The following is a 24,816-nucleotide window of genomic DNA, read 5'->3' on the forward strand; positions in this document are numbered from 1 at the left end:
GCGGTGCAGGCTGCGTGGAAACGGAGCCTGCATTCTGCGGACGCGCGCGAAACGCGCGTTGACGTCGATCAACCGGGCGGGACGTCGCGTCGTGCTTCGCGCACGGGGCGCTTGGCGAGCTTGCGCTGCAGCGTGCGGCGGTGCAGGCCGAGGCGGCGCGCGGCTTCGGAGATGTTGCCGTCGCACTCGGCGAGCACGCGCTGGATGTGTTCCCACTCCAGGCGCTTGAGCGGCGGCGGTGCATCGGGCACGACCGCGGCGTTGACGTGGCTGGCCGATTCGCCGAGCAGCGCCGCGACCACCTGGTCGGCGTCGACCGGCTTGGCGAGGTAGTCGTGCGCGCCGCGCTTGATCGCCTCGACCGCGGTGGCGATCGACGCGTAGCCCGTCAGCAGCAGGATGCGCAGGTCCGGGCGCACCGCGAGCAGGCGCGGGATCAGCGCGAGGCCGCTTTCGCTGCCGAGCTTGAGATCCAGCACGACGTAGCGCGGGCGATGTTCGGCACAGGCGGCGAGGGCCTGGGTCGCGTCGCGCGCGCCGCTGACCTCGAAGCCACGCGCGCCGAGGGCACGCGAGAGCACGTGGACGAAGGTTTCGTCGTCGTCGACGACGAGGATGCGCTCGGTGGATTCAGTGGCCATGGGCGGGATTGTCCAGCGTAGCGAGTGGGAGAAGCAAACACTGCAGGGTACCGCCGCCCTGGGCGCCGGAGGCGACCAGGCTGCCGCCGAAGCGCTCGGCCGTGGCCTTGGCCAGCGCGAGGCCGAGGCCCAGGCCGTGGCCCTTGGTGGTCTGGAAGCGCATGCCGATGCTGCGCTGCACGTTGGCCTGCATGCCGGCGCCGTAGTCGCGCACGCGGAACTTGAGCTGGTCGCCGAGACGGCCCGCGCGCAGCTCGATGCGGTCGCTACCCTGGGCGAGCGAAGCGTCGGCGGCGTTGTTGAGCAGGTTCACGAGCGCGTGGCTGAGCGCCGGGATCACGTGGATCGTCAGCGCCTCGGCATCGTCCTCGCCCGTGTAGCCGACTTCGATCTCGGGTCGCAGCAGGTGGAACGATTCGCGCACGCGGCCGGCGAACTCGCCCACCGTCATCGGCTCGGCGATGCCGGCGAGCTGGTTGCTGCCGACCGCGACGAGGTCGCGCAGGATGTTGCGGCAGCGCTCGGCCTGGCCGGCGAGCAAGGTGATGTCGGCGCTCAGGCGTGCGTCGGCGGCGTGCTCGCGCGCGAGTTCGCCGAGCAGCGTGCGCATCGTCGAAAGTGGCGTGTTGAGCTCGTGCGCGGTGCTCGCCGATTGCGTCGCGATCGCGAGGATGCCCTCGTCGCGCAGCGCGCGCTCGCGCTCGAGGTCGGCCTCGGCCTGCTGCGCGCGCAGCGCACGCGCGAGGCGCGTGATGAAGAAGCCGAGCATCGCCGCGGTGATCGCGAAGCTGATCGCGGCGCCGATCAGGTGCAGCGTATAGCCGCCCGGTTCGCCGATGTCGGCCACGGCCGGCAACGGCACGAACCAGCGCATGAGCACGAGGTAGGCGACCACGGCCAGCGTGGCCACGAACGCGACGGGCCGCACGGTCAGCGCGGTCGCGGCCAGCGTGATGGGCATGACCAGCAGCGAGGCGAACGGGTTGGTCGCGCCGCCGGTCAGGTAGAGCAGGTACGACAGCACGATCGTGTCGACCGTGATGTGCACGACCGGCTCGAGGCGCGTGACCGGCCAGTCCATGCCGAGCCGCCAGAACGCGAACAGCGCGAACAAGGTCAGCACGCCGATGCCCGCGAACAGCGCGCCGAGCGGGATCTCGAGGCCGAGCCCGTACGACACGAACGCGACGGTGAACACCTGCCCCGCGATCGCGCACAGGCGCAGCCAGGCCAGCGTCACGGCGAGCTGGCGCGGGCCATGCGACCAGCTCGATCCGCGCATGAAGACGCTCATCGCGGCGTGTCCCGGCGCAACGCCGCGAACAAGGCGTCGCGGAAGCGCTCGGGAGCCTCGATATGCGGCAGGTGACCGAAGCCGTCGAGCGCGACCAGCGTCGCGCCCGGGATGCGCCCGGCGACATCGCGACCGAGCGCCGGGTAGTCGCCGAGGGCCTTGGCCACGTCGGCCGGCGCGCCGTCACGGCCGATCGCAGTGCGGTCGCGCTCGCCGATGATCAGCGTGGTCGGCACGGCGAGGCGGTGCACGTCGTGGATCACGGGCTGCGTGAACACCATCTCCGAGGTGAGCGCCGCATTCCACGCGTAGGCCCTCCCCTTCGGGCCTTCGTAGACCGCCGCGAGTTCGCGCGCGAGCGCGTCGTAGGCCGGCGTCCACTCGCCGTCGTAGTAGTTCTGCTTCTGGTAGGCGGCGATGCGCGCATAGCCGTTGCCGAGCTCGCCCTTGTAGGCCGCGTCGACGCCACGCCACACGGCGCCCTTGGCCTGCCAGTCCTCGAGGCCGATCGGATTGACCAGCACGAGTCGCGCGACACGATCGGGATGGCGCAACGCGAGCCGCGTCGCGAGCATGCCGCCCATCGAGTGGCCGATCAGGTCGACCTTGCCGGCCACCTTGGCGTGGTCGAGCAGGGCCACCGTGTTGTCGGCGAGCTGGTGCAGCGAGAACTGGTAGCGCTGCGGCATGTCCGATGCGCAGAAGCCGATCTGCTCGGGGACGATGACGCGGAAGCCTTTCGCCGCGAGCGCTTCGGCGGTATCGGCCCAGTAACCCGCGCAGAAGTTCTTGCCGTGCAGCAGCACCGCGGTGCGGCCGTTGGCCTTTCCACTCGGCGCGACGTCGCGCCAAGCCATCTGCATCGTCTGCTGCTGGCTCTCGAAGCTGAAATGCGAGGCTTCGGAAAGCGGTGCCGCGACAGAGGAACCCGCGAGGGCGAGCAGGGACACGAGGGAGAGACGAAATGCAGCGGTGCAGATCATGACGGGCACAAGGCGGCGGCGTTTGGCCGCCCATCATACCGCCGTCCGTGGAATCGCTTTGACGAGGTTCGTTCTGTGCCGGTAGTGCCGGTAATGCCGAGGCATCGCTCTTGAGCCTCTCTCCCTCCGGGAGAGGGGTTGGGGAGAGGGTGCGGGATCGTGACGACTTCCGATCATCGTCGCGATCCCGGGCCCTCTTCCCGCCCTTCGGGCCACCTTCTCCCGCAGGGAGAAGGGACGCTCGCCGTACGTGGGAACGCCTCCATCAGAACGCGAGGCTCACGCCGAGAAAGATGCCGAGCAGCGCAAGCAGCAGAAGCAGCAGGAAGATGCCGAAGATGATCTTGGCGATGCCGGCCGAGGCACCGGCGATGCCCGTGAAGCCGAGACCGCCGGCGATCAGCGAGATGATGGCGAAGATGATGGCGAGCTTGAGCATGACGTGGCCTCGGGCGCGTACAGGGAGAAGTGTCTGATCCCGATATCGGAAAAGCCCGGGCGAGGATGGCCTCGCCCGGGCGGCGCGCTTACGAGTGCGCGGCCTCGATCTGCTTGAGCGCGCGCATGTCGTTGTGGTCGCGCGTCACGGCCGGCAGGTGGCGCTGCGCGATGGCCTGCGTAGCCGGATCGTCCGAGTTCTCGACGACCTTGCGGAACGAGGCGAGGATGCGGTCCTCGAACTCCTCGAGCTGGGCGACGTACTCGGCATCCTGGTCGCTCGCGAGGCTCGTGCGCACCTCGGCGTAGAGCTTGCGCATCGCGCCGACGAACGTGCCGCTCTCGGCCGGCTTCTCGCCGCTCGACGCGACCAGCGCGGCGAGATCGCCCGCGATCGCGGCCTTCGTGCGCGCCATGCGCTGGAACAGCACGGCGAGGTCCGGGCGCACCTTCGTGGCCGACTCCTCGTAGAACGACTTGCCGTCGTTGAGCACCTCGATGAGGTCGTTGAGGCTCGCTGTGTCGGTATGGTTGTGCTTGCTCATGTCGGTCTCCTTGCGTGTCCGGGGGAAGGCTTCGCTCGGTGCTCGTGGCGAAGCGTGTGGACCGATACTGGCACGCAGGAAACGTGATTCGACGGCTTAAGTGGCAGTCATTCAGCGCACGTCCGCAGAGTGTTCAGCGCACGTCGTGGTAAGCGGCACGCGAACCGCGGCGCGACGCGGATCAGACCGCTGCGAGCGGCAGCGTGATGCGCATCGAAAGGCCGCCGCCGTCGGCGTTCGCGGCGACGATCGTGCCGCCGTGGTTGACGATCGCGCGGCGAGCGATCGCGAGGCCGAGCCCGGTGCCGCCGCTCGAGCGCGCGCGTGCCGCATCGGTGCGATAGAACGGTTCGAAGATGCGCACGAGGTCGGCCTCGGCGACGCCGGGGCCGTGATCGCGGATCTCCAGCGACAGCGTGCGTGCCGTCGACTCGTCGACCACGAGGTGTACCTCGATCGGTGCATCACCGGTCGAGTAGGCGAGCGCATTGCGCAGCACGTTCTCGAGTGCACTGTGCAAGGCGTCGCGTGATCCGGAAACGAAAGCCTCGGTGCGTCCGTCGAGCACGATGCGGCGGCCGCTTGGCGCGCCCTCGTAGTCGGCATTCGCGATGACGTCCTCGAGCAGCTCGACGATCGCGATGCGCTCGACCTGGCGCTCTGGGCGCGTGGCGAGGCGCGACAGTTCGATCGCCTGCGCGAGCATCGCCTCGAGGCGATCGGCTTCGCGTTCGATGCGCGCCATCGATTGCGCCACGGTGGCCTCGTCGCCGTCGCGCGCGAGCTCGAGCGCGACGCGCAGGCGCGCGAGCGGCGAGCGCAGTTCGTGCGAGACGTCGCGCACGAGGCGGCGGTTGTTCTCGACGAGGTCGGTGATGCGCGCGGCCATGTTGTCGAACTCTTCGGCCAGAGCGGTGATCTCGGTGCTGCGTCCGAACGGCAGGCGGCCGACGCGCGCGTCGAGGTCGCCCTCGGCGAAGCGGCGCGTGCTCGCACGGATGCGCGCGAGTGGCGCGGCCACGAACCACGCGAGCAGCGCGCTGACCACCGCGCTGACCACCATCGCGACGATCAGGTGCGACCAGAAGCTCACGCCGCGCTTGTAGATGATGCGACCGACCAGCGAGCCTTCCGCGGCCGCGACGAGCACGATCTCGCTGCGATCCTCGCGCAGCGTGGCCGGCATCACGCGCACGCGCTCGCTCGGCATCGCGTTGCCTGCGCGGAATGCCGAGGCGGCCGCGAGCGCGTCGCGCGAGACGCGCTTGCCCAGCGTGTCCTGGTTGTTCGCATCGAGCGCGTAGAACTCGATCGGACCCATGCTGTCGGCGATGCGCAGCGTCTGCTGCAGGCGTTCGGCGCCACCGCGGCGCGCCTCGCGCGCGAGGCGGCCGAGCTGTTCGTCCATCGCAGCCTGCAGGCGCGTGATCTCGAGGCCCGGGATCTTCTGCGACTCGAAGCTGCTCGTGGTCAGCCACGCCAGGGTGATGATGATCGCGGCGTTGGCGAGCCAGAACGCCGCGAAGATGCGCCAGAACAGGCGACGCACGTCAGCTGCCTTCGGACTGGCGGAGCAGGTAGCCGCTGCGGTGGATCGTCGTGATCGGCGAGCTGCCGTCGCCGAGTTCGCCGATCTTGCGGCGCAGGTTGGACACGTGCACGTCGATCGAGCGGTCGTACGGGCCGAGCGGGCGGCCGAGCACGGTCTGCGAGATGCGCTCCTTGCTGACCACCCGGCCGCACTCGCGCATGAGCAGCGTGAGCAGGTCGAACTCGGTCGAGGTCAGCGGGATCGGCTTGCCGTCGACGGTCACGGCGCGCGCGGCGGCCTTGAGCGCAAGGCGCCCGCACTGGATGTCGGTCAGCGCCTCGGCGGCCTCGCCGCGTGCGCGGCGCAGCACGGCACGCAGGCGCGCGGCGAGCTCGCGCGGGTTGCACGGCTTGGGCAGGTAGTCGTCGGCACCGAGCTCGAGGCCGAGGATGCGGTCGATGTCCTCGCCGAGCGCGGTGACCATGAGCACGGGCAGGTTCGATTCGCGGCGCAGCTCGCGCAGCACGTCCAGGCCCGAGCGGCCCGGCAGCATCACGTCGAGCACGATGGCGTCGAACGTGCGGCCGCGCGCGGCGGTGATCGCCGATTCGGCGTCGTGCGCGAGCGTGACCTCGAAGCCCTCGCGGTGCAGGAAGTCGCGCAGCAGGCCGGCGAGTTCGTGGTCATCGTCGGCGAGGAGGATGTGCGGAGCGTTCATGTCACCCGCAACCATGCCGCAAGCGCGCCCGGCGCGCCATGGACTTTGCGCCGGATTGCCCGTCTTTGCAGGCGTTTACATCAGCGCGGGGCCAGCCAGCGGCGCAGGATCACCGACACCAGCAGGCCGGCCAGCGCAGCGACCAGCGCGGAACCGGCCACGTCCGACAGAAAGTGCTTGGACATGTTGATGCGCGCGCAGACCACGAACACCGGGATCGCGAGCAGCACGACGCGCTGCCAGGTCTTCGGCGCGAGCGCCGCGAGCGGCAGGAACAGGCCGAAGTAGAACGCCGAGTGGCCCGACGGGAACGAGCCGCCGCCCATGAACCAGATCGCGTCCCAGTTGCCCGAGGCGAGAACGTTCTCGGGGCGCATGCGGCCGAACGTGGTCTTGCCGAGGATCATCATGCCGATCGTCGCGGCCTGCGTGAGCGCGACCGCGATCAGCGACGGCGGCAGGCGCGACGGCAGCCCTAGCGGACGCTGCAGCAGCAGGCCTAGCACGCCGAGGCCGCCGAGCACGCTGCAGGCGAGCCAGTACCAGACGTGCACGCCGAGCACGGTGTCGAACAGGTCGAGCGGTTCGCGGAAGAACGCCGCATTCTGGTAGCCGCTGCCGGCGACCCAGCGCGTCAGCGGGTAGTCCACGCCGAGCAGGCCTGCGGTCATGAGCACGAGGGCGACGAGACCGGTCCAGAGCAGCAGGCGACGATTCATGGCGGGATCGGGAGGGAAGCGGAGGCGCATCCTAACCGATCGACCCACGCTCAGCGGACGCGCGGATCGCCGACGAACACGCGCGTATCCAGGCGCATCGCGACGCTCCCGTTGACGGCGTGGCGGTCGAACAGGTCGCGTAGGGCCGCGAGCATCGGCGCATGGGCCGGGTGGCCTTCGCGTGGCGCGTGAGAGGACGACAGCAGGCGTCCGCGCAAGGCCTCGAACGTGAGCCGCTGCGGGTGGGCGAGGCGCGTCGCGCCGCGCAGGCCGCCGCCGAACCACGCCTGCATCGCGGCATCGTCGGGATGCGCGGCCGCGACGGCGGCGTGGTCGATGCCGTGGCGCGCGAGGAGTGCCGCGTAGGCGGCCTCGAACGCACCGTGGTCCTCGACGAGCGTGTTCCAGTAGACCGCGACGAGACCGCGCGGCGTCAGCAGGCGCGACCACTCATGCCGCACGGCGTCGCGATCGAACCAGTGGAACGCCTGTGCGCAGGTGACGAGATCGATCGAGGCCCCGGCGAGCGGCGTCGCCTCGGCGGTACCGCCGATCATCGAGAAGTGACGTTCATGCGCCAGTGCGGCAAGCGCAGCCTCGCGCATCGCCGCATTCGGCTCGACACCGGTCACGCGATGCTTGGCATCGAGGAAGGGCTGTGCCGACAAGCCCGTGCCGGCCCCGATGTCGGCGACGTGCCATGTCGCGTCGATGCCGAACGTCGCGTGCAGCCACGGCACTAGCGCACCGGGATAACCTGGCCGCCAGCGCGCGTAGTCGCCGGCGCGATCGGAGAAGCGGCGCGTGGGGTCGAAGTCGGTCATCGAGCGGCAGGACGTGTGTTCTTCCCTTCTCCCTCCGGGAGAAGAGCCTGCCCCGTACTCCGATACGGGGTGGCCCGAAAGGGCCGGATGAGGGTCCGGGCTCGCGCCGATGATGGGGCTCGGTCACGATCCCGCACCCTCTCCCCAACCCCTCTCCCGGAGGGAGAGGGGCTCACATGCGTCACAGATCGAACTTGATGCCCTGCGCGAGCGGCAGCGAGTTCGAGTAGTTGATCGTGTTGGTCTGGCGGCGCATGTAGGCCTTCCACGCGTCCGAACCCGATTCGCGGCCGCCGCCGGTTTCCTTCTCGCCGCCGAACGCACCGCCGATCTCGGCGCCCGAGGTGCCGATGTTGACGTTGGCGATGCCGCAGTCCGAACCGGCCGCCGACAGGAACTGCTCGGCCGACTTGAGGTTCTGCGTGAAGATCGACGACGACAGGCCCTGCGGCACGCCGTTCTGCATGTCGATCGCCTCGTCGAGCGTGTCGTACTTCATCACGTAGAGGATCGGCGCGAACGTCTCGTGCTGGACCACCTCGTCGCTGTTCTTGAGGCCCGTGACGATCGCCGGCAGCACGAAGTTGCCGTCGCGGTCGATGGCGGTGCCGCCGGTCTCGACGGTGCCGCCGCTGGCCTTCGCCTTCTCGATCGAGGCGAGGAACTGCTGCACGGCGGCCTTGCTGTTGAGCGGGCCCATCAGGTTGGCGGCGTCGGTCGGATCGCCGATCTTGCCTTCGACCTGCTGATAGGCCTTCTTGAGCGAGGCGAGCACGGTGTCGTAGATCGACGCGTGCACGATCAGGCGGCGCGTCGTCGTGCAGCGCTGGCCGGCCGTGCCGACCGCGCCGAACACGATGCCCGGGATCGCGAGCTTCAGGTCAGCCGTCTCGTCGAGGATGATCGCGTTGTTGCCGCCGAGCTCGAGCAGGCTGCGGCCCATGCGGCGCGCGACGCGCTCGCCGACCGTGCGGCCGACCGCGGTCGAGCCCGTGAAGCTGATCAGCGGGATGCGCTTATCGTCCACGAACTGCTGGGCGAGCTCGGTGCCGGCGTCGTTGATCAGGAAGAAGATGTCCGGGAAGCCTGCGGACTTGAGCGCCTCGTTGCAGATCTTCATCGATGCGATCGCGGTCAGCGGCGTCTTGTTGGACGGCTTCCAGATGCAGATGTCGCCGCAGATCGCCGCGAGGAACGAGTTCCACGCCCACACCGCGACCGGGAAGTTGAACGCGCTGATGATGCCGACGAGGCCGAGCGGCTGGTACTGCTCGTACATGCGGTGGCCCGGGCGCTCCGAATGCATCGTGTAGCCGTAGAGCATGCGGCTCTGGCCGACCGCGAAGTCGGCGATGTCGATCATCTCCTGCACTTCGCCGTCGCCTTCCGGCTTGGACTTGCCCATCTCGAGCGCGACCAGCGAGCCGAGCGCGTCCTTGTGCTTGCGCAGCGCTTCGCCGCACAGGCGCACGGCTTCGCCGCGGCGCGGCGCCGGCGTCGTGCGCCACACCTTGAACGCGGCCTGCGCACGCGCGATCACGGTCTCGTAGTCGGCCTGGCTGCTCGCGTGGACCTCGCCGATCACGGCGTTCGTGGTCGGGTTCACCGACTGCAGTACGCCGGCATCGGTCGTGGTCGACCACTCGCCGTTGCCGAGGTACGTGCCGGAATTGCTGCTGCCAAGGTCGAGCGCCTTGAGGAGGGTGGACGACATGCGGGGACTCCAGGTTCGGTGGGAGGCGCCGGGCGGATGCGGTACGGCATCGGGGCGGCGCGGAAACCGCCCATTCTAGCGCACGTGGCGAGGGCGGCATGCGGCATGGCGACCCCGGCCCGATTCGAACGGGCGACCTTTCCCTTAGGAGGGGAACGCTCTATCCAGCTGAGCTACGGGGCCATGCGAGCGGGGCGGGATTGTCCCACATCGCCCGCGCGAATCCGAGCCGATGCACGTGTCAGCGGCCGCCGTGCAGGCGCCAGCCGAGCTGCAGCACGACGTCGGTCGTACGCAGGCGCGGCACGTCCTCGGCGAGCGTCATGAAGAACGTGCCGTGGCGGTCGCTTTGGCGCGAGAGGCCGAAGCTGAGCAGGTTGGCCGCGCCGAAGAAGCCGGGCAGGTCGCGGTAGAGCTCGGCGTGGGCGTCGGCCTGGACGATCGCGCGCCAGCGCTCGCCGAGGCGGTAGCCGACCGCAGCGCCCGCGAACGGCACGACCTCGCGGGCGCGGTCCTCGAGCAGCGTGTTGTCGGACTGGTAGAGCACGCCGGCGCGTGCGGCGACGGTCCAGCGTTCGCCGAGCGCTTGCTCGACGAAACCGCTGGCCGAGACGTCGTGGCTGCCGCTGTCGGCGAGTCCGGCGCGGCTGCCCGTGGCGAGCTTGGTACCGAGCGTGAGGCCGACCGTCGTCTCACCGATATTCCAGCGGCGCGTCAGGTCGACGAGGGTCGGGCCGGCGCCCGAGCGGCCGCGCGTGAGCGTGCGCAGCACACGGTCGCCGTCGCGTACCTCGACGAACGGCGCCTGCGTGCCGAGGCGGTCGCGGTCGCCGTTGTCGAAGCCGAAGGCGCGGTGGAAATCCGAGATCGCGCCATCGAGCACGCCGTCGCCGATCGCGACGTGCCCGAGCGAGACGCGCAGGCTCCAGCGCTTGTCGAATGCGCGCGTGAACGCGACGCGCGTTTCGCGGGTTTCCGCATCGAACACGAGCGCGCTGTCGCCATGCTGCTGCGCGAGCTCGGTGTTGGCGACGTGGAACGTCGCATCGAGCTGCCAGCCCGCCGCGGGCGCAGCCGGCGGCAGCGGCAGGCCGGTGGCGAGCGCGAACGGATTCTGGTCGCGCGCCTGCAGCCATTGCGCGTGCGCGGTCGGTGCGAATGCGACGAGACAGACCGCGATCGCAAGCGTCTTTCGCATCGGCAGGGGAGGGCGGGAAGCGGGCGTCATCGATTCGGATTCCGTGGAGGCTCGGTGGAGAGGAGCATGATGGCTTCGAAGCGTTGCGGCATCTGACGTCGGGAATGAGGGGTTCCCGGCGGTGACTCCTGCTCCACCAACCCGGTGCGATCGTCACGTCTTCTGCATCGGGAGAGAAGTCTGTCTTGCCATCGGCGCGACGGTGTACCAGACCCCGGATCAAGGCAGGTACGAGACGCCAGTGTTGCCGCACATGCGTACCCCTCTCCCCCCGGCCCCTCTCCCGCAAGGGGAGAGGGGAGATGCGCTCGACTCCGCGATGCGCGTCGAGAACGGAGGCGTGGCCGGCGGTGCTGGCGGCGGAGCGGTGACTCGTGGCGGTGTCGGGTGCGTCGCTGACGCTGCGCGATATCGCATGCCTCACATGCGGAACACGCCGAAGCGTCCGCGCTCGATCGGCGCATTGAGCGCGGCCGAGATGCCGAGGCCGAGCACGCGTCGCGTGTCGGCGGGATCGATGACGCCGTCGTCCCACAGGCGGGCGCTCGCGTAGTACGGGTGGCCCTGGGCCTCGTACTGGTCGCGGATCGGTGCCTTGAACGCGTTCTCCTCCTCGATGCTCCACGTCTTGCCCGAGGTCTCGAGGCCGTCGCGTCGCACGGTCGCGAGCACGCTCGCGGCCTGTTCGCCCCCCATCACGCTGATGCGCGCGTTCGGCCACATCCACAGGAAGCGTGCGCCGTAGGCGCGGCCGCACATCGCGTAGTTGCCGGCGCCGAAGCTGCCGCCCGTGACCACGGTGAACTTGGGCACGTGCGAGCACGCGACCGCGGTGACCATCTTGGCGCCGTCCTTGGCGATGCCGGCGTTCTCGTACTTGCGGCCGACCATGAACCCCGTGATGTTCTGCAGGAACACGAGCGGGATGTCGCGCTGGTTGCACAGCTCGATGAAGTGCGCGCCCTTGAGCGCGGATTCGGCGAACAGGATGCCGTTGTTGGCGACGATGCCGACCGGGTAGCCGTGGATGTGCGCGAAGCCCGTGACGAGCGTCTTCGCGTAGCGCGCCTTGAACTCGTCGAAATCCGAGCCGTCGACGATGCGCGCGATGATCTCGCGGATGTCGAACGGCATGCGCGTGTCGCGCGGCACGATGCCGTAGAGGTCGCTGGCCGGGTACAGCGGCTCGCGCGGCGTGGCCAGCGCGAGCGGCATGCGCTTGACGCGGTTGAGGTTGCGCACGACGTCGCGTGCGATCGCGAGCGCGTGGGCGTCGTCCTCGGCGAAGTGGTCGGCCACGCCCGACACCGCGGTGTGCACGTCGGCGCCGCCGAGCGATTCGGCATCGACGACTTCGCCGGTCGCGGCCTTCACGAGCGGCGGGCCGCCGAGGAAGATCGTGCCCTGTTCGCGCACGATGATGGTCTCGTCGCTCATCGCGGGCACGTAGGCGCCACCGGCCGTGCACGAGCCCATCACGACGGCGATCTGCGCGATGCCGAGCGAGCTCATGCGCGCCTGGTTGTAGAAGATGCGGCCGAAGTGCTCCTTGTCCGGGAACACCTCGTCCTGCAGCGGCAGGAACGCACCGCCCGAATCGACGAGGTAGACGCAGGGCAGGCGGTTCTCGAGCGCGATCTCCTGCGCGCGCAGGTGCTTCTTGACCGTCATCGGGAAGTAGGTGCCGCCCTTGACGGTCGCGTCGTTGGCGACGACGAGCACTTCCTGGCCGTGCACGCGTCCGATGCCGGTGACGAGGCCCGCGCACGGCGCGGCGTCGTCGTAGAGGCCGTGCGCGGCGAGCGGGGAGAGTTCGAGGAACGGCGAGCCCGGATCGAGCAGTGCGCGGATGCGTTCGCGCGGCAGCAGCTTGCCGCGCTCGGTGTGTTTCGCGCGCGCCTTCTCGCCGCCGCCGAGGGCGACGCGGGCCATCTGCGCATCGAGATCCTCGACCGCCGCACGCAGCTGCGCGGCGTTGGCCTGGAAGGCCGGATCGCGCGGGTCGATGTTGCTGGTGATCGCCGTCATCGTCGCACCCATGGACCATGGAGCCGTGCATCTGAGCACAGCGTCCGATGGCTGGCCAGACTTGCGTGGGCGCGGCATGCGTGGTGCGTGGAATCGCTGCGCTGCAGCGTGGTCGCGACCGTCGAACGAGGCGAGCCGGCCGCGCGAGGCGGCCGGCTCGCGGACGATCAATCCTTCTTGAGTTCCTTGTCGGCCGCTTCCTTGGCGTCCTTCGCGGTTTCCTTGATCTCGTGGCCGACTTCCTTGGCGCCTTCCTTCACTTCGCGGCCGGCGGCCTTGCTCGCCTCCCACGCTTCCTTGGCGCCTTCCTTGATCGCTTCGCCGGTGGCCTGCGCGGCTTCCTTGGTTGCATCGACGGCTTCACCCGCCTTGATCTTCGCGGTCTCGGCGGCGTCGACGGCCGCGTCGCTGGTCTCGGCAGCGGCCTTGCGCGTCTCGTCGGCCGCGTCACCGACGGCTTCCTTGGTCGCTTCGGCCGCGACCTTGGCGGCATCGGCGGCGTCCTGCGCAGCCTTCTGCGTTGCTGCGGCAGCGTCCTGGGCGGTCTTCTGCGCGGATTCGGCGGCCTCGCGGGCCTGCTTGTTGGCGTCGTCGCCGCAGGCGGCGAGGGCGAGCGTGAGCGCAGCGGCGAGCGCGGTACGGATCAACATGGTGGTCCCCTTCGATGGTCGGCGGCACACAGGGCGGGCAGGATGGCCGGCCGCCGTGGCCATCCCGTTCAGGTTGCGATTCTGAACCGCCGGCGCGGGTGCGGGGAAGGGGGCGTCGTCGCGCCGTAAAAGCGTGGGGTCAGGTTCATTTGCCCAGCGCATCGCCCTGGATGGCGCTGTGCTTCGAGGCAAATGAACCTGACCCCAAGTCACCAGCGCTGTGCTTCGAGGCAAATGAACCTGACCCCAAGTCACCAGCGCTGTGCTTCGAGGCAAATGAACCTGACCCCAAGTCACCAGCGCTGTGCTTCGAGGCAAATGAACCTGACCCCAAGTCACCAATGAACCTGACCCCATTTCACCAAGGGGCGGCGTGGCGCCGCCCCGGACGATGGATCAGACCAGCTCGATCGCGATCGCGGTGGCTTCGCCGCCGCCGATGCACAGCGAGGCGACGCCGCGCTTGCCGCCGCGTGCCTTGAGCGCGTGCAGCAGCGTCACGACGAGGCGCGCGCCCGAGGCGCCGATCGGGTGGCCGAGCGCGGTCGCGCCGCCGTTGACGTTGATCTTCTCGTGCGGGATGCCGAGATCCTTGATCGGCGCCATCGCGACGACCGAGAACGCCTCGTTGACCTCGAACAGGTCGACGTCCTCGACCTTCCAGCCGGCCTTGTCGAGCACGTTACGGATCGCGCTGACCGGTGCGGTCGTGAACCACTGCGGCTCCTGCGCGTGCGTGGCGTGCGCGACGATGCGCGCGATCGGCGTGACGCCGAGCTTCTTCGCATGGTCGGCGCTGGTGATGATCGCTGCGGCGGCACCGTCGGAGATGCTCGACGAGCTCGCTGCGGTCACCGTGCCGTCCTTGCGGAACGCGCCCTTGAGGGTCGGGATCTTGGCGATGTCGGACTTGCCGGGCTGCTCGTCGGTCGCGAACTCGACCTCACCCTTGCGCGTGGCGACCTTGACCGGAACGATCTCGTCGGCGAACGCACCCGAGGCGATCGCGGCCTGCGCGCGGCGCACCGACTCGATCGTGTAGGCATCCTGCTCCTCGCGCGTGAAGCCGTACTTGTCGGCCGTGGCTTCGGCGAACACGCCCATCGACTGGCCGTCGTACGGGTTGGTCAGGCCGTCCCAGGCCATGTGGTCGACGAGCTTGGCATCGCCGTAGCGCAGGCCCGGACGTGCCGAGACCATGTGCGGCGCGTTGGTCATCGACTCCATGCCGCCGGCGACGACGACGTCGGCCGAGCCGGCCTTGATGAGGTCGTGGCCGAGCATGATCGCCTTCATGCCGGAGCCGCAGACCTTGTTGATCGTCGTGCAGCCGGTGCCGGTCGGCAGGCCCGCGGCGAGCGCGGCCTGGCGCGCGGGCGCCTGGCCGAGGTTGGCCGGCAGCACGCAGCCCATGATCACCTCGGACACGGCGTCGGCGGCGATGCCGGACTGGTCGAGCGCGGCCTTGATCGCGGCGGCGCCGAGCGTGGGCGTCGGCACGCCCGTGAACTGGCCGAGCATGGAACCGATCGCGGTGCGCTTGGCGCCGACGATGACGATATCGGACATGACGAAAACCTCCGTGGATGCAGTCGAGCACCGGTGCCGAAGCCCCGGCGGGAACCGGCCGATTATCGCACGGCGCCCGCGGCCCGACCGGCCGCGCGCGCTGGACCTTCGTGCACTTGACGTGCGGCCCCGGCGGCCCAAGCATGCGCTCGACGACAGGAGGGGTCGGCATGCGTGGCGTGGTATGGAAAGGCGTGGTGGCGGCCGTGCTGGCCGGGTCCGCGCAGGCGGCGACGATCACGGTCACGACGACCAACGACTCGGTCGCGGCCGATGCGCAGTGCAGCCTGCGCGAGGCGATCACGGCCGCCAACACCGACGCCGCTTTCAACGGCTGCCCGGCAGGCAGTGGCGCCGACATCATCGTGCTGCCGGCCGGCGAGTACCGCCTCACGCGTGCCGGCGCGGACGAGGACGGCAACCTCACGGGCGATCTCGACATCCGCAGCAGCCTGCAGCTGCAAGGCGCCGGTGCCGACCTCACGCGCATCCGTGGCGATCGTGTCGACCGCCTGTTCGACGTGCGCCAGGGCATTCCTGCGGTGCCGGTCGAGGTACGCATCGCCGGCATGACGCTGCGCAACGGCGAAGCCGCGCTCGGCGGCGCGATCCTCGTCGGCAGCGGCGCGGGCCTGCGCGTCGAAGGTGTCTCGATCGTCAACAACATCGCCACGCAAGGCGGCGCGATCGCGGTGCAGGGCGCGCTGTCGGTGTCCGCGGCGGCGTTCCATGCCAACAGCGCGACGCGCGGTGGCGCGCTGTGGTCGGCGGCGGGTTCGTCGGTCGAGCTGCGCAATGTCACGTTCGACGGCAACACGAGCAGCCAGTCCGGATCGGCCGCGGCGTTCGACGGCGACGCCGTGCTCAACAACGTGACGATGAGCCAGAACGTCGCCGACAGCGATTCGGACGACACCGGCGACGGTGCACTCGAGGCCAACGGCACGGTCACGCTGTCGAACACGCTGATCGCGCGCAACCTCGATCTCAGCCTTGGTGGTGCGTCGACCGTGAATCCCGACTGCGCGACCGGTGTGGCCGGCACGCTCGCGTCGACGGGCTACAACCTCGTCGGCACGCTCGGCGAGGCCTGCACGCTGGCGCCGCAGGCGAGCGACCAGACCGGCACGCCGGCTGCGCCGATCAATCCGCGCCTGCAGCCGTTCGCGGTGTACGGCGGCACGGTCGAGGTGTTCCTGCCGCTGGTGACGAGTCCCGCCGTCGAACGTGGCAGTCCCGCCGCGATGGGCGAGCCCGGCGCCTGCGAGCCCGTCGACGCACGCGGCATCGCGCGTCCGCAGGCGAGCCGCTGCGACATCGGCGCGGCCGAACTCGACGACCTCGTGTTCCGCGACGGCTTCGATCCGCCGTTGCCGTGAACCTCGAGCGCTGCGCATGATGCGCGGATGACCTCGACCGACGCCGATCTCCCCGTGCTGCGTGCGATCCAGGCGCGGCGCCTGCACCTCGCCGCGCAAGGCCTGCTCGCCAAGCCGCGTGCGAAGGCGCGCGAGGCCGACGTGCTCGCGGCGATCGAGCGCATGCGCCTGCTGCAGATCGACACGATCCACGTCGTCGCGCGCAGCCCTTACCTCGTGCTGTTCTCGCGCCTCGGCAATTACCGTCCCGAATGGCTCGACGGCCTGCTCGAGCGCGGTGCGATCTTCGAGGTGTGGGCGCACGAGGCCTGCTTCGCGTCGTCGCGCGACCACGCGCTGCATCGTGCCCACCTCGCGCGCGGCGGGCGCGAGGGCCATTGGTCGTATCGCAACGCGCTGCGCACGCAGGCCGCGCACGCCGATGCACTCGCGGCGTTGCTGGTGCGCATCCGCGAACACGGCGCGGTGCGCGCGGCTGACTTCGAATCGGCGCGCCCGCGCGGCGCCTCGGCGTGGTGGGGCTGGAAGGACGAGAAGCGCTGGCTCGAGGCGCTGTTCGCGCTCGGCGAGCTCATGGTCGCGCGCCGCGAGCGCTTCCAGCGCGTCTACGACATCAGCGAACGCGTGCTCGCGCGGCATCCGCCGGCGGTGGCTTTCGACGGTGACGTCGCGCGCACGCTCGTGCTCGACGCGGTGCGCGCGCTCGGTGTCACCCAGGCGCGCTGGATCGCCGACATGCACCGCACGACGCCGCGCGTGCGCGATGCCGACCTCGCGCCGCTGGTCGCCGCGGGCGAGCTCGTGCGCGTCGCGGTCGAGGGCTGGGAGGCGCCGGGCTACGTGCACCGCGACCACGCGGCGCTGCTCGATGCCGCGCGCGCGGGACGCCTGCGCGCGACACATACGACCCTGCTGTCGCCGTTCGATCCGGTCGTCTGGGACCGCGAGCGTGCGCGCACGATGTTCGGCTTCGACTACACGCTCGAGTGCTACGTGCCCGAGCCGAAGCGTCGCTTCGGCTACTTCGTGCTGCCGATCCTGCGCCGCGGCGAGCTGGTCGGTCGCCTCGACGCGAAGGCGCATCGCGGCGACGGCGTGTTCGAGGTCAAGCGCCTGTTCCTCGAGCCCGATGTCGAGCCCGACGCAGCGCTGGCGACCGACATCGCCACCGCGATCCGGGCCGCCGCCGACTGGCACGCGACCCCGCAGGTCACGCTGCGGCGCTGCGATCCGCGCGGCTTTGCAACGCTGCTGCGCACGGCGCTGCGCGACCGGGCCTAGACTTCCGTCGCAGACGTGCGCCCGCGGCGCCATCGTCTGCGATCATCGGGCGGGCCAACGCCGCACCGCGAGAGCCCGATGGATTACGCGCACGACATCACCGCGATCGACACCGATTTCTTCCGCGCCGACTTCGACGCGGCCTACCTCGTGATCAGCGACGGACGTGCCGCCTTCATCGACGTCGGCACGAACTTCTCGGTGCCTGCGTTGCTCGACGCGCTCGCGCGCAAGGGCCTCGGCGTCGGCGCGGTCGACTGGGTCATTCCGACCCACGTGCACCTCGACCACGCCGGCGGCGCCGGCGAGCTCATGCGCCGGCTGCCGAACGCGACGATGCTGATCCACCCGCGCGGCGCACGCCACATGGCCGATCCGGCCAAGCTCGTCGCGGGCGCGTCGGCGGTCTACGGCGAGGACGTCGTGCGCGCGACCTATGGCGACATCGTGCCGGTGCCGGTCGAGCGCATCGTCGAGGCGCACGACGACCAGATCGTGCACGTCGGCTCGCGCGCGCTGCGCTGCCTCGACACGCCGGGCCATGCGCGCCACCACCTGTGCGTCTGGGACGAGCGCAGCCGCTCGTTCTTCACGGGCGACACGTTCGGCCTGTCGTACCGCGAGTTCGATACCGCGAACGGCGCGTTCATCCTGCCGACGACGAGCCCGGTGCAGTTCGATCCCGACGAGCTGCGCGCGTCGATCACGCGCATGCTCGCGTTCGCGCCCGAGGCGATGTTCCTGACCCATTACGGGCGCGTCACCGATGTCGCGCGGCTCGGCGCCGACCTGCTCGCGCAGATCGACGCGATGGTCGCGATCGCGCGCGACGCGGGCACGGCACCCGATCGCCACGCGCGCATCATGGACGGCCTCGCCGCGCTCTACCTCGGTCGCGCCGAGGCACACGGCTGCGCACTGTCGCGCGAGGCGATGCACGCGCTGCTCGCGATGGACATCGAACTCAACGCGCAAGGCCTCGCGATCTGGCTCGACCGCAAGGACTGATGTCGAGGGATGCGCGCCGGGCGGCGCGCAGGCGGGATCAGGACACGAGCACGCCGGCTGGCAGCTGCATCGTCACGCAGTGCAGGCTGCCGTTCTGCCAGATCAGCGGGCGGCAAGGGATCGGCACGATCTCGCGGCCAGGGTGGGCGCGACCGATGATGCGTGCGGCGGCCTCGTCCACGGCATCGCCGTAGGCCGGCACGAGCACGGCGCCGTCGACCATCAGGTAGTTCGCGTACGACGCGGCGAGGCGACGGCCGTCGTCGAGGATCGGCTTGGCCCACGGCAGCGCGTGCAGCGTGTACGGACGGCCGTCGGCGGTGCGCAGCGCGGCGAGTTCGCCGGCCATCGCGGCGAGTTCGGCGTGGTGCGAATCGGTCGGGTCGTCGCAGCCCTGGTAGACGATCGCGTCGTCCGGCGCGAGGCGCGCGAGCGTGTCGATGTGCGCGTCGGTGTCGTCGCCCTCGAGGTAGCCGTGGTCGAGCCACAGCACGCGTTCGGCGGCGAGCGTCGCGCGCAGCGTCGCGGTGATCTCCTCGCGCGACAGCGCGGGGTGGCGCAGGTGCAGGCAGCGCCACGTGGTCAGGATCGTGCCGCGGCCGTCGGATTCGATCGCGCCGCCCTCGAGCGCGAAGTCGATCGCGCGGTGGGTCGCGTCGCCGAACAGGCCGCGCTCGACGAGGCCTTCGACGATCGCGTCGTCGCGGCTCGCCTCGAACTTGCCGCCCCAGCCCGTGAAGCGGAAATCGTTGAGGCGGAATGCGCCGTCACCGGCCAGCGTGATCGGACCCGAATCGCGCAGCCAGGTGTCGTCATAGGCGATCACGACGAAGCGCACCCTGGCGAGATCGGCGCCGTTCGCGTCGAGCAGGCGCGTCGCGCGGTCGCGCAAGGCCTCGTCGGCGACGCAGACGATCGCGGTCGAGAAACGTGCGATCGCGGTCACGAGTGCGACGTAGGTCGTCTCGACCGCTTCGAGGCGGTCGGCCCAGTCGGTGTCGGCGTGCGGCCAGGCGACGAGAACCGCTGCCTGCGGTTCCCATTCCGCGGGCAGGCGGAGCGTGGTGTCGGTCATCGGATTCCGGGAGGGATCGATCAGGCGCCGTCGCGGACGCTGTGGATCACGCGGTTGCGCTCGAAGTAGACGGTGTAGCCGGCGTAGCGCCAGCGGTTGATCTGCGGATGGCGCGGCTTGTTGCCGGCGACCGGCGCGAGCTTCTCGACGGGCGCGCCGAAACGGCGCTCGACCTGGCTCATGTCGAGGCCGCGCTGCGGCACGTCGATCGAGCGCACGACGGTCTTCTCGAGCGTGAGCGTGTCGGCCTGGGCGGCCGGAGCGACACCGAGGATGGCCGCGATGGCGGCAGCACCGAGAACCGACTTGACGTTCATCGCCGAACCTCCTGATTCACATGGGGATGTCGCAGGACCGCCGTTGTATCAGAAGCCCGTGACGAGTTCCATGTCGGCCGTCGCAGGCGCGCACCGGGGCCCTGACGCAGGAAAGGCCGCTTGCGCGGCCTTTCCGACGTGCAACCCGGGCGGCTCAGCTCAGCGCTGGCGGGCCTTGAAACGCGGGTTGCTCTTGCAGATCACGAAGACCTTGCCGCGGCGGCGGACGATCTTGCAGTCGCGATGACGGCTCTTGGCGGACTTGAGCGAAGAAAGCACTTTCATGGGAATGACCTCGGGGCGTATCGGGGCTGCACGGAGCCCGCGAGTATATCCGGCCCATCGGGTTTTGGGAACTCCCCCGCTCCGGGAAGCCTCACGCGGCGCGGTCCGGCCGGCTTGCGTCGGCGTGACGGGGCCCCGATCTTGTGCGGATCCCCGCTGCGGACCGCGAGTGTGCCATGCCGGCCCTGACCTTCGACAATGCCTTCGTGCGCGATCTCCCCGGCGACGCCGAGTCCGGCCCGCGCCGCCGCGAGGTCGTCGGCGCGCTGCATTCGGCGGTCGAGCCGACGCCGGTCGCGCAGCCGCGGCTCGTCGCGCACTCGCCCGAAGTCGCCGCGATGCTCGGCCTCGACGAGGCCTGGATCGCCTCGCCCGCGTTCGCCGAAGTGTTCGCGGGCAATGCGCTGCTGCCCGGCATGCAGGCGAGCGCGGCGAACTACGGTGGCCACCAGTTCGGCCACTGGGCCGGCCAGCTCGGCGACGGCCGCGCGATCTCGCTCGGCGAGGCGATCGGCGTCGACGGCCGCCGCCTCGAGCTGCAGCTCAAGGGGGCGGGGCCGACGCCGTACTCGCGCGGCGCGGACGGACGCGCGGTCATGCGCTCGTCGATCCGCGAATTCCTGTGCAGCGAGGCGATGCACCACCTGGGTATACCGACCACGCGCGCGCTGAGCCTCGTCGCGACCGGCGAGCACGTCGTGCGCGACATGTTCTACGACGGCCGCCCGCAGGCCGAGCCTGGCGCGATCGTCTGCCGTGTCGCGCCGTCGTTCGTGCGCTTCGGCAGCTTCGAGCTGCCCTCGTCGCGCGGTGACACGGCGCTGCTCGCGCGCCTCGTCGACTTCACGATCGCGCGCGATTTCCCGCATCTCGCCGATGTCGAGGCGGACGTGACGGCGCGCCGCTCGCGCTGGTTCGCCGAGGTCTGCGAACGCACCACCGTGCTCGTCGCGCACTGGATGCGCGTCGGCTTCGTGCACGGCGTGCTCAACACCGACAACCTGTCGATCCTCGGCCTCACGATCGACTACGGTCCGTACGGCTGGATCGACGCGTTCGATCCGGACTGGACCCCGAACACGACCGACCGCGAGCGCCGCCGCTACCGTTTCGGCCAGCAGCCGCCGATCGCGTACTGGAACCTCTCGCGCCTCGCCCAGGCGCTCGCGCCGCTGTTCGACGACGTCGCGCCGCTGCAGGCCGGGCTCGCGCAGTTCGTCGCGACCTACGAGGCGCAGGACGCGCGCGATACCGCCGCCAAGCTCGGCCTTGCCGAATGCCGCGACGACGACCTCGAGCGCATGCAGGCGCTGCGCGCGCTGCTGCACGCGGGCGAGGTCGACATGACCTTGTTCTTCCGCGCACTCGGCGAAATCGAGCCGTCCGATGCCACGCCGGCGCATTTCGTCGACGCCTGTTACGACGATGCGCGCCGCGCCTCGATCGAGGCGCCGCTCGCCGACTGGCTGGAGGCCTACGCCGCGCGCCGTGCGGAGGATCCGCTCGACGTGTCCGCGCGTCGCACGCTCATGCGCGCGACCAACCCGCGCTACGTGCTGCGCAACTGGCTCGCCCAGGAGGCGATCGACCGTGCCGCGCAAGGCGACGAATCGGGCATCCACGACCTGCTCGACGTCATGCGCCACCCCTACGACGACCAGCCCGGCCGCGAACGCTTCGCCGCACGTCGCCCGGAATGGGCACGCAACAGGGCGGGGTGCTCGATGTTGTCGTGCAGTTCGTGATAAGGCGTGCCGTCGGGGTTTCGGTTCTGCAACCCAGGCGGCTTTCAACAGCCGAACGGCTGGTCATCCCCTTGAGCGTTGCAACAGGAGGCGTGCTTCGATCGAAAGAGCATCTCACGGAGGAGCACGACGGCTGCTCTCTTCTGTCGCGCTTGAATGGATTCCGGCTTGACCAGCCACTCGGCTGTTGAAAGCCGCCGGAATGACGGCAGTATGAGCGTGGAGGCTAATGGCCGTTCGCCGCGATCGATGCGCGCGCCAAGAATGGGGTCAGGTTCATTTGTCCATGGACGCCGATGGGCATCGTGGCTGCCGACAAGGACAAATGAACCTGACCCCATGTCGGGACCCCGCGCCTGCCCCTGATGCGCGGCATCGTTCCGCTGACTGAAAGATCGCCATGGCGCGCCCGAACATCCCGTTCACGCGCCCTGCGGCAGACTCGCCGCCGCCCCGCATCGCTGACGGACCCGCCATGAAGAAGACGCTCCTGTTCGTCCTGCTCGCGACCGTGACCCTGCCGGGTCTCGCGCACGCCGATCCGGCCGCCGACGTGCGGGCCGCGCTCGGCAAGGTGCTCGACGCGGGCGGGTTCCGCGCGAAGGTGTCGGGGCACCTGTTCGGGCCCGACGTGCCGCCCGTGTCGGGCACGGTCGACGTGCTGTATCCGGACCGCGCGCACGTGCGCAGCGACGGGCTCGAGTTCATCGTCACGCCGGGCGGGGCCTGGATCGCGGCGCTCGGGTACTGGACGCCGACCGATCGCTCCCTGCTGCCGGTCAGCGAGTTCGATCCGCCCGCGATGCGCCGCGCGATTGCGGGTATCCGCGACGTGCGCGAGGAAGGGCCGTCGCCGACCGCGCAATGCGAGGCGCGCGTCTACGCGTTCCGCGCGAGCGGCCAGCTGCCCGGCGCCGAGGCCGACGGCGACGTGCGCCTGTGGGTCTGCGAAGGTCACGGCCGTCCGGCGCGGCTGCGTGCGAAGGACACCTCCGGCGGGCAGGTCGAGGTCGAGTTCGACTGGTCGCGCCGACCGGTGGTCGAGGAGCCCTGACGCCCCCTGCCGTCCTGCACATGCCGGGCGGCATCGGCTGCCCCAGCATCGGCGCTCCCGTCCCGACACGCGAGCGCGCCATGGATCGTCGTACCCTGCTCAAGATGGCCGGCCTCGGGGCCGGCGCGCTGCTGCTGCCGGCCTGGTCGCGGCCGATCCATGCCGAGGAGCTCGTCGCGAAGCTCGACGTCGCGCTCAAGAAGCGTCTCGCCGACACCGCGCTGGCCGCAGCGAAAGAGGGCGGGGCCACGTACTGCGACGTGCGCATCGGCCGCTACCTCAACCAGTACGTCGTCACGCGCGAGGACAAGGTCGAGAACGTCGTCAACACCGAATCGACAGGCGTGGGCATCCGCGTCATCGCGGGCGGTACCTGGGGCTTCGCGGCGACGAATGATCTTTCGGCCGACGCGGTCGCCAAGGCCGCACGCCAGGCGCTCGCGATCGCCAAGGCGAATGCGCGCCTGACCGTCGAACCCGTCCGCCTCGCGCCGGTCAAGGGTGTCGGCGAGGTGTCGTGGTCGACGCCGATCACACGCAACGCGATGGAGGTGCCGGTCAAGGAGAAGGTCGAGCTGCTGCTCGGCGTCAACGCCGGTGCCGTCAACGCGGGCGCCGACTTCATCAACTCGATGCTGTTCCTCGTCAACGAACAGAAGTACTTCGCCTCCTCGGACGGTTCCTACATCGACCAGGACGTGCACCGCGTGTGGGCGCCGATGAGCGTGACCGCGGTCGACAAGACGACCGGCAAGTTCCGCACGCGCGACGGCCTGTCGGCGCCGCTGGGCATGGGCTACGAGTATTTCGACGCGAAGAAGGAGCACCGCCTCGAGCTGCCGGGCGGCGCGGTCGCCTACACTGACTCCTATGACATGGCGGCCGATGCGATCGCCGCGGCGAAGCAGGCGCGCGAGAAGCTCAAGGCGCCGGGCGTGAAGCCGGGCAAGTTCGACCTCGTGCTCGACCCGAGCCACCTCTGGCTGACGATCCACGAATCGGTCGGCCACCCGCTCGAGCTCGACCGCGTGCTCGGCTACGAGGCGAACTTCGCCGGCACGAGCTTCGCGACGCTCGACAAGTGGAAATCGAAGAGCTTCAGGTACGGCAGCGACAAGGTCACGCTGTTCGCCGACAAGACCCAGAAGGGCTCGCTCGGCGCGGTCGGTTACGACGACGAAGGCGTGCGAACGAAGCGCTGGGACCTCGTCAAGGACGGCATCCTCGTCAATTACCAGGCGATCCGCGACCAGGCCCACATCATCGGCGAGGCCGAATCGCAGGGCTGCTGCTACGCCGATTCGTGGTCGAACGTGCAGTTCCAGCGCATGGCCAACGTGTCGCTCGCGGCCGGCAAGGGCGACCTCACGCCGGCCGACATGGTCAAGGACGTCGAGAACGGCATCTACATCATCGGCGACGGTTCGTTCTCGATCGATCAGCAGCGCTACAACGCGCAGTTCGGCGGCCAGCTGTTCTACGAGATCAAGGACGGCAAGATCACGCACATGATCGAGGACGTGGCCTACCAGATCCGCACGCCGGAGTTCTGGAACGCGTGCTCGGCGATCTGCGGCGAGCGCGACTACCGCTTCGGTGGCTCGTTCTTCGACGGCAAGGGCCAGCCGCCGCAGTCCTCGGCGGTCTCGCACGGCTCGAGTACGGCGCGTTTCGACGGCATCAACGTGATCAACACCGCGCGCAGCCTCGGCTGAGGGCCCGCGACCATGCCGTCCGTCACATGGACGGCCCGGTCGCGCTGCCTCACGATGCGTTCACGATCCGTGTTGCGAGCAACCTTCGCGGCCCGTCGCGCATCC

At 70.0% G+C, this 24,816-nt stretch carries 23 protein-coding genes and 1 tRNA gene; 6 read left to right on the forward strand and 18 right to left on the reverse strand.

Translation table 11 applies throughout. The annotated features are described in order from the left end of the window. Positions 1 to 68: 68 nt before the first annotated feature. From ACQQ2N_RS10435 to ACQQ2N_RS10505, 15 genes are all read right to left on the reverse strand, one after another. Entirely contained in the window at positions 69 to 641 is a 573-nt protein-coding gene (locus tag ACQQ2N_RS10435) for a response regulator transcription factor (protein ID WP_440225655.1), read from the reverse strand. Beyond that, on the reverse strand, positions 631 to 1,935 hold the full coding sequence (locus tag ACQQ2N_RS10440) for an ATP-binding protein (RefSeq protein ID WP_440225656.1): 1,305 nt from the start codon (positions 1,933 to 1,935) through the stop codon (positions 631 to 633). The genes ACQQ2N_RS10435 and ACQQ2N_RS10440 overlap by 11 nt, the downstream gene beginning before the upstream one ends. Next, the gene (locus tag ACQQ2N_RS10445; RefSeq protein WP_440225657.1) at positions 1,932 to 2,918 is read right to left on the reverse strand and encodes an alpha/beta fold hydrolase; all 987 of its coding nucleotides are present in this window, start codon (positions 2,916 to 2,918) and stop codon (positions 1,932 to 1,934) included. The genes ACQQ2N_RS10440 and ACQQ2N_RS10445 overlap by 4 nt, the downstream gene beginning before the upstream one ends. A 265-nt stretch (positions 2,919 to 3,183) precedes the next feature. Continuing rightward, the gene (locus tag ACQQ2N_RS10450) at positions 3,184 to 3,357 is read right to left on the reverse strand and encodes a DUF1328 domain-containing protein (protein ID WP_440225658.1); all 174 of its coding nucleotides are present in this window, start codon (positions 3,355 to 3,357) and stop codon (positions 3,184 to 3,186) included. 88 nt (positions 3,358 to 3,445) lie between these two features. After that, positions 3,446 to 3,901, reverse strand: a complete 456-nt coding sequence (locus tag ACQQ2N_RS10455) for a PA2169 family four-helix-bundle protein (RefSeq protein WP_440225659.1) — start codon at positions 3,899 to 3,901, stop codon at positions 3,446 to 3,448. Positions 3,902 to 4,082: 181 nt separating this feature from the next. Further along, on the reverse strand, positions 4,083 to 5,450 hold the full coding sequence (locus ACQQ2N_RS10460; RefSeq protein ID WP_440225660.1) for an ATP-binding protein: 1,368 nt from the start codon (positions 5,448 to 5,450) through the stop codon (positions 4,083 to 4,085). A 1-nt stretch (position 5,451) separates the two neighbouring features. Beyond that, positions 5,452 to 6,150: a response regulator transcription factor gene (locus ACQQ2N_RS10465; protein WP_440225661.1), complete on the reverse strand. Its 699-nt coding sequence runs from the start codon at positions 6,148 to 6,150 to the stop codon at positions 5,452 to 5,454. Positions 6,151 to 6,230: 80 nt separating this feature from the next. After that, positions 6,231 to 6,869: a phosphatase PAP2 family protein gene (locus ACQQ2N_RS10470; RefSeq protein WP_440225662.1), complete on the reverse strand. Its 639-nt coding sequence runs from the start codon at positions 6,867 to 6,869 to the stop codon at positions 6,231 to 6,233. A gap of 50 nt (positions 6,870 to 6,919) precedes the next feature. Further along, the gene (locus ACQQ2N_RS10475) at positions 6,920 to 7,693 is read right to left on the reverse strand and encodes a methyltransferase domain-containing protein (RefSeq protein WP_440225663.1); all 774 of its coding nucleotides are present in this window, start codon (positions 7,691 to 7,693) and stop codon (positions 6,920 to 6,922) included. A gap of 181 nt (positions 7,694 to 7,874) precedes the next feature. Further along, positions 7,875 to 9,407 (reverse strand): L-piperidine-6-carboxylate dehydrogenase, encoded by a 1,533-nt coding sequence (gene amaB / locus ACQQ2N_RS10480; protein WP_440225664.1) that lies wholly within the window; start codon positions 9,405 to 9,407, stop codon positions 7,875 to 7,877. Positions 9,408 to 9,513: 106 nt separating this feature from the next. Then, a tRNA-Arg gene (locus ACQQ2N_RS10485) sits at positions 9,514 to 9,590 on the reverse strand. Positions 9,591 to 9,648: 58 nt separating this feature from the next. Further along, positions 9,649 to 10,635: a DUF3187 family protein gene (locus ACQQ2N_RS10490; protein WP_440225665.1), complete on the reverse strand. Its 987-nt coding sequence runs from the start codon at positions 10,633 to 10,635 to the stop codon at positions 9,649 to 9,651. A 390-nt stretch (positions 10,636 to 11,025) separates the two neighbouring features. After that, positions 11,026 to 12,633, reverse strand: a complete 1,608-nt coding sequence (locus ACQQ2N_RS10495; protein WP_440225739.1) for a carboxyl transferase domain-containing protein — start codon at positions 12,631 to 12,633, stop codon at positions 11,026 to 11,028. Between the two features lie 167 nt (positions 12,634 to 12,800). Further along, on the reverse strand, positions 12,801 to 13,283 hold the full coding sequence (locus ACQQ2N_RS10500; RefSeq protein WP_440225666.1) for a hypothetical protein: 483 nt from the start codon (positions 13,281 to 13,283) through the stop codon (positions 12,801 to 12,803). 396 nt (positions 13,284 to 13,679) lie between these two features. Next, positions 13,680 to 14,852 (reverse strand): thiolase family protein, encoded by a 1,173-nt coding sequence (locus ACQQ2N_RS10505; protein ID WP_440225667.1) that lies wholly within the window; start codon positions 14,850 to 14,852, stop codon positions 13,680 to 13,682. A gap of 170 nt (positions 14,853 to 15,022) precedes the next feature. Here ACQQ2N_RS10505 and ACQQ2N_RS10510 point away from each other — a divergent pair, with 170 nt between their 5' ends. From ACQQ2N_RS10510 to ACQQ2N_RS10520, 3 genes are all read left to right on the forward strand, one after another. After that, positions 15,023 to 16,231 (forward strand): choice-of-anchor Q domain-containing protein, encoded by a 1,209-nt coding sequence (locus ACQQ2N_RS10510; RefSeq protein ID WP_440225668.1) that lies wholly within the window; start codon positions 15,023 to 15,025, stop codon positions 16,229 to 16,231. 27 nt (positions 16,232 to 16,258) lie between these two features. Beyond that, positions 16,259 to 17,512, forward strand: a complete 1,254-nt coding sequence (locus ACQQ2N_RS10515; RefSeq protein ID WP_440225669.1) for a winged helix-turn-helix domain-containing protein — start codon at positions 16,259 to 16,261, stop codon at positions 17,510 to 17,512. Between the two features lie 78 nt (positions 17,513 to 17,590). Next, on the forward strand, positions 17,591 to 18,520 hold the full coding sequence (locus ACQQ2N_RS10520) for an MBL fold metallo-hydrolase (RefSeq protein WP_440225670.1): 930 nt from the start codon (positions 17,591 to 17,593) through the stop codon (positions 18,518 to 18,520). Between the two features lie 37 nt (positions 18,521 to 18,557). On the opposite strand, the gene ACQQ2N_RS10525 is transcribed toward ACQQ2N_RS10520, so the two are convergent. The 3 genes from ACQQ2N_RS10525 to ykgO all read right to left on the reverse strand — a co-directional run bounded on the left by ACQQ2N_RS10525 (position 18,558) and on the right by ykgO (position 20,197). Then, positions 18,558 to 19,595, reverse strand: a complete 1,038-nt coding sequence (locus ACQQ2N_RS10525; protein WP_440225671.1) for an agmatine deiminase family protein — start codon at positions 19,593 to 19,595, stop codon at positions 18,558 to 18,560. Between the two features lie 20 nt (positions 19,596 to 19,615). Continuing rightward, complete coding sequence (locus ACQQ2N_RS10530; RefSeq protein WP_440225672.1) at positions 19,616 to 19,912, reverse strand: hypothetical protein; 297 nt, start codon at positions 19,910 to 19,912, stop codon at positions 19,616 to 19,618. Positions 19,913 to 20,071: 159 nt separating this feature from the next. Continuing rightward, the gene (gene ykgO / locus ACQQ2N_RS10535) at positions 20,072 to 20,197 is read right to left on the reverse strand and encodes a type B 50S ribosomal protein L36 (protein WP_092410730.1); all 126 of its coding nucleotides are present in this window, start codon (positions 20,195 to 20,197) and stop codon (positions 20,072 to 20,074) included. A gap of 176 nt (positions 20,198 to 20,373) precedes the next feature. On the opposite strand from ykgO, the gene ACQQ2N_RS10540 reads away from it, so the two are divergent. The 3 genes from ACQQ2N_RS10540 to ACQQ2N_RS10550 all read left to right on the forward strand — a co-directional run bounded on the left by ACQQ2N_RS10540 (position 20,374) and on the right by ACQQ2N_RS10550 (position 24,711). After that, positions 20,374 to 21,942, forward strand: a complete 1,569-nt coding sequence (locus ACQQ2N_RS10540) for a protein adenylyltransferase SelO (RefSeq protein ID WP_440225673.1) — start codon at positions 20,374 to 20,376, stop codon at positions 21,940 to 21,942. 475 nt (positions 21,943 to 22,417) lie between these two features. Then, the gene (locus ACQQ2N_RS10545) at positions 22,418 to 22,996 is read left to right on the forward strand and encodes a hypothetical protein (RefSeq protein WP_440225674.1); all 579 of its coding nucleotides are present in this window, start codon (positions 22,418 to 22,420) and stop codon (positions 22,994 to 22,996) included. Positions 22,997 to 23,076: 80 nt separating this feature from the next. Beyond that, a complete protein-coding gene (locus ACQQ2N_RS10550) occupies positions 23,077 to 24,711 on the forward strand; it encodes a TldD/PmbA family protein (protein WP_440225675.1) in 1,635 nt (544 codons plus the stop codon). Positions 24,712 to 24,816 lie beyond the last annotated feature (105 nt).

The organism is Dokdonella aquatica (assembly GCF_051987395.1).
GTDB lineage: Bacteria > Pseudomonadota > Gammaproteobacteria > Xanthomonadales > Rhodanobacteraceae > Dokdonella.

What these genes read in the sequence shown, in the direction of transcription:
- ACQQ2N_RS10435 (WP_440225655.1), bottom strand. Translation starts at nt 641, where the DNA reads ATGGCCACTGAATCCACCGAGCGCATCCTCGTCGTCGACGACGACGAA.
- ACQQ2N_RS10440 (WP_440225656.1), bottom strand. Translation starts at nt 1,935, where the DNA reads ATGAGCGTCTTCATGCGCGGATCGAGCTGGTCGCATGGCCCGCGCCAG.
- ACQQ2N_RS10445 (WP_440225657.1), bottom strand. Translation starts at nt 2,918, where the DNA reads ATGATCTGCACCGCTGCATTTCGTCTCTCCCTCGTGTCCCTGCTCGCC.
- ACQQ2N_RS10450 (WP_440225658.1), bottom strand. Translation starts at nt 3,357, where the DNA reads ATGCTCAAGCTCGCCATCATCTTCGCCATCATCTCGCTGATCGCCGGC.
- ACQQ2N_RS10455 (WP_440225659.1), bottom strand. Translation starts at nt 3,901, where the DNA reads ATGAGCAAGCACAACCATACCGACACAGCGAGCCTCAACGACCTCATC.
- ACQQ2N_RS10465 (WP_440225661.1), bottom strand. Translation starts at nt 6,150, where the DNA reads ATGAACGCTCCGCACATCCTCCTCGCCGACGATGACCACGAACTCGCC.
- ACQQ2N_RS10470 (WP_440225662.1), bottom strand. Translation starts at nt 6,869, where the DNA reads ATGAATCGTCGCCTGCTGCTCTGGACCGGTCTCGTCGCCCTCGTGCTC.
- ACQQ2N_RS10475 (WP_440225663.1), bottom strand. Translation starts at nt 7,693, where the DNA reads ATGACCGACTTCGACCCCACGCGCCGCTTCTCCGATCGCGCCGGCGAC.
- amaB (WP_440225664.1), bottom strand. Translation starts at nt 9,407, where the DNA reads ATGTCGTCCACCCTCCTCAAGGCGCTCGACCTTGGCAGCAGCAATTCC.
- ACQQ2N_RS10490 (WP_440225665.1), bottom strand. Translation starts at nt 10,635, where the DNA reads ATGACGCCCGCTTCCCGCCCTCCCCTGCCGATGCGAAAGACGCTTGCG.
- ACQQ2N_RS10495 (WP_440225739.1), bottom strand. Translation starts at nt 12,633, where the DNA reads ATGACGGCGATCACCAGCAACATCGACCCGCGCGATCCGGCCTTCCAG.
- ACQQ2N_RS10500 (WP_440225666.1), bottom strand. Translation starts at nt 13,283, where the DNA reads ATGTTGATCCGTACCGCGCTCGCCGCTGCGCTCACGCTCGCCCTCGCC.
- ACQQ2N_RS10505 (WP_440225667.1), bottom strand. Translation starts at nt 14,852, where the DNA reads ATGTCCGATATCGTCATCGTCGGCGCCAAGCGCACCGCGATCGGTTCC.
- ACQQ2N_RS10510 (WP_440225668.1), top strand. Translation starts at nt 15,023, where the DNA reads ATGCGTGGCGTGGTATGGAAAGGCGTGGTGGCGGCCGTGCTGGCCGGG.
- ACQQ2N_RS10515 (WP_440225669.1), top strand. Translation starts at nt 16,259, where the DNA reads ATGACCTCGACCGACGCCGATCTCCCCGTGCTGCGTGCGATCCAGGCG.
- ACQQ2N_RS10520 (WP_440225670.1), top strand. Translation starts at nt 17,591, where the DNA reads ATGGATTACGCGCACGACATCACCGCGATCGACACCGATTTCTTCCGC.
- ACQQ2N_RS10525 (WP_440225671.1), bottom strand. Translation starts at nt 19,595, where the DNA reads ATGACCGACACCACGCTCCGCCTGCCCGCGGAATGGGAACCGCAGGCA.
- ACQQ2N_RS10530 (WP_440225672.1), bottom strand. Translation starts at nt 19,912, where the DNA reads ATGAACGTCAAGTCGGTTCTCGGTGCTGCCGCCATCGCGGCCATCCTC.
- ykgO (WP_092410730.1), bottom strand. Translation starts at nt 20,197, where the DNA reads ATGAAAGTGCTTTCTTCGCTCAAGTCCGCCAAGAGCCGTCATCGCGAC.
- ACQQ2N_RS10540 (WP_440225673.1), top strand. Translation starts at nt 20,374, where the DNA reads ATGCCGGCCCTGACCTTCGACAATGCCTTCGTGCGCGATCTCCCCGGC.
- ACQQ2N_RS10545 (WP_440225674.1), top strand. Translation starts at nt 22,418, where the DNA reads ATGAAGAAGACGCTCCTGTTCGTCCTGCTCGCGACCGTGACCCTGCCG.
- ACQQ2N_RS10550 (WP_440225675.1), top strand. Translation starts at nt 23,077, where the DNA reads ATGGATCGTCGTACCCTGCTCAAGATGGCCGGCCTCGGGGCCGGCGCG.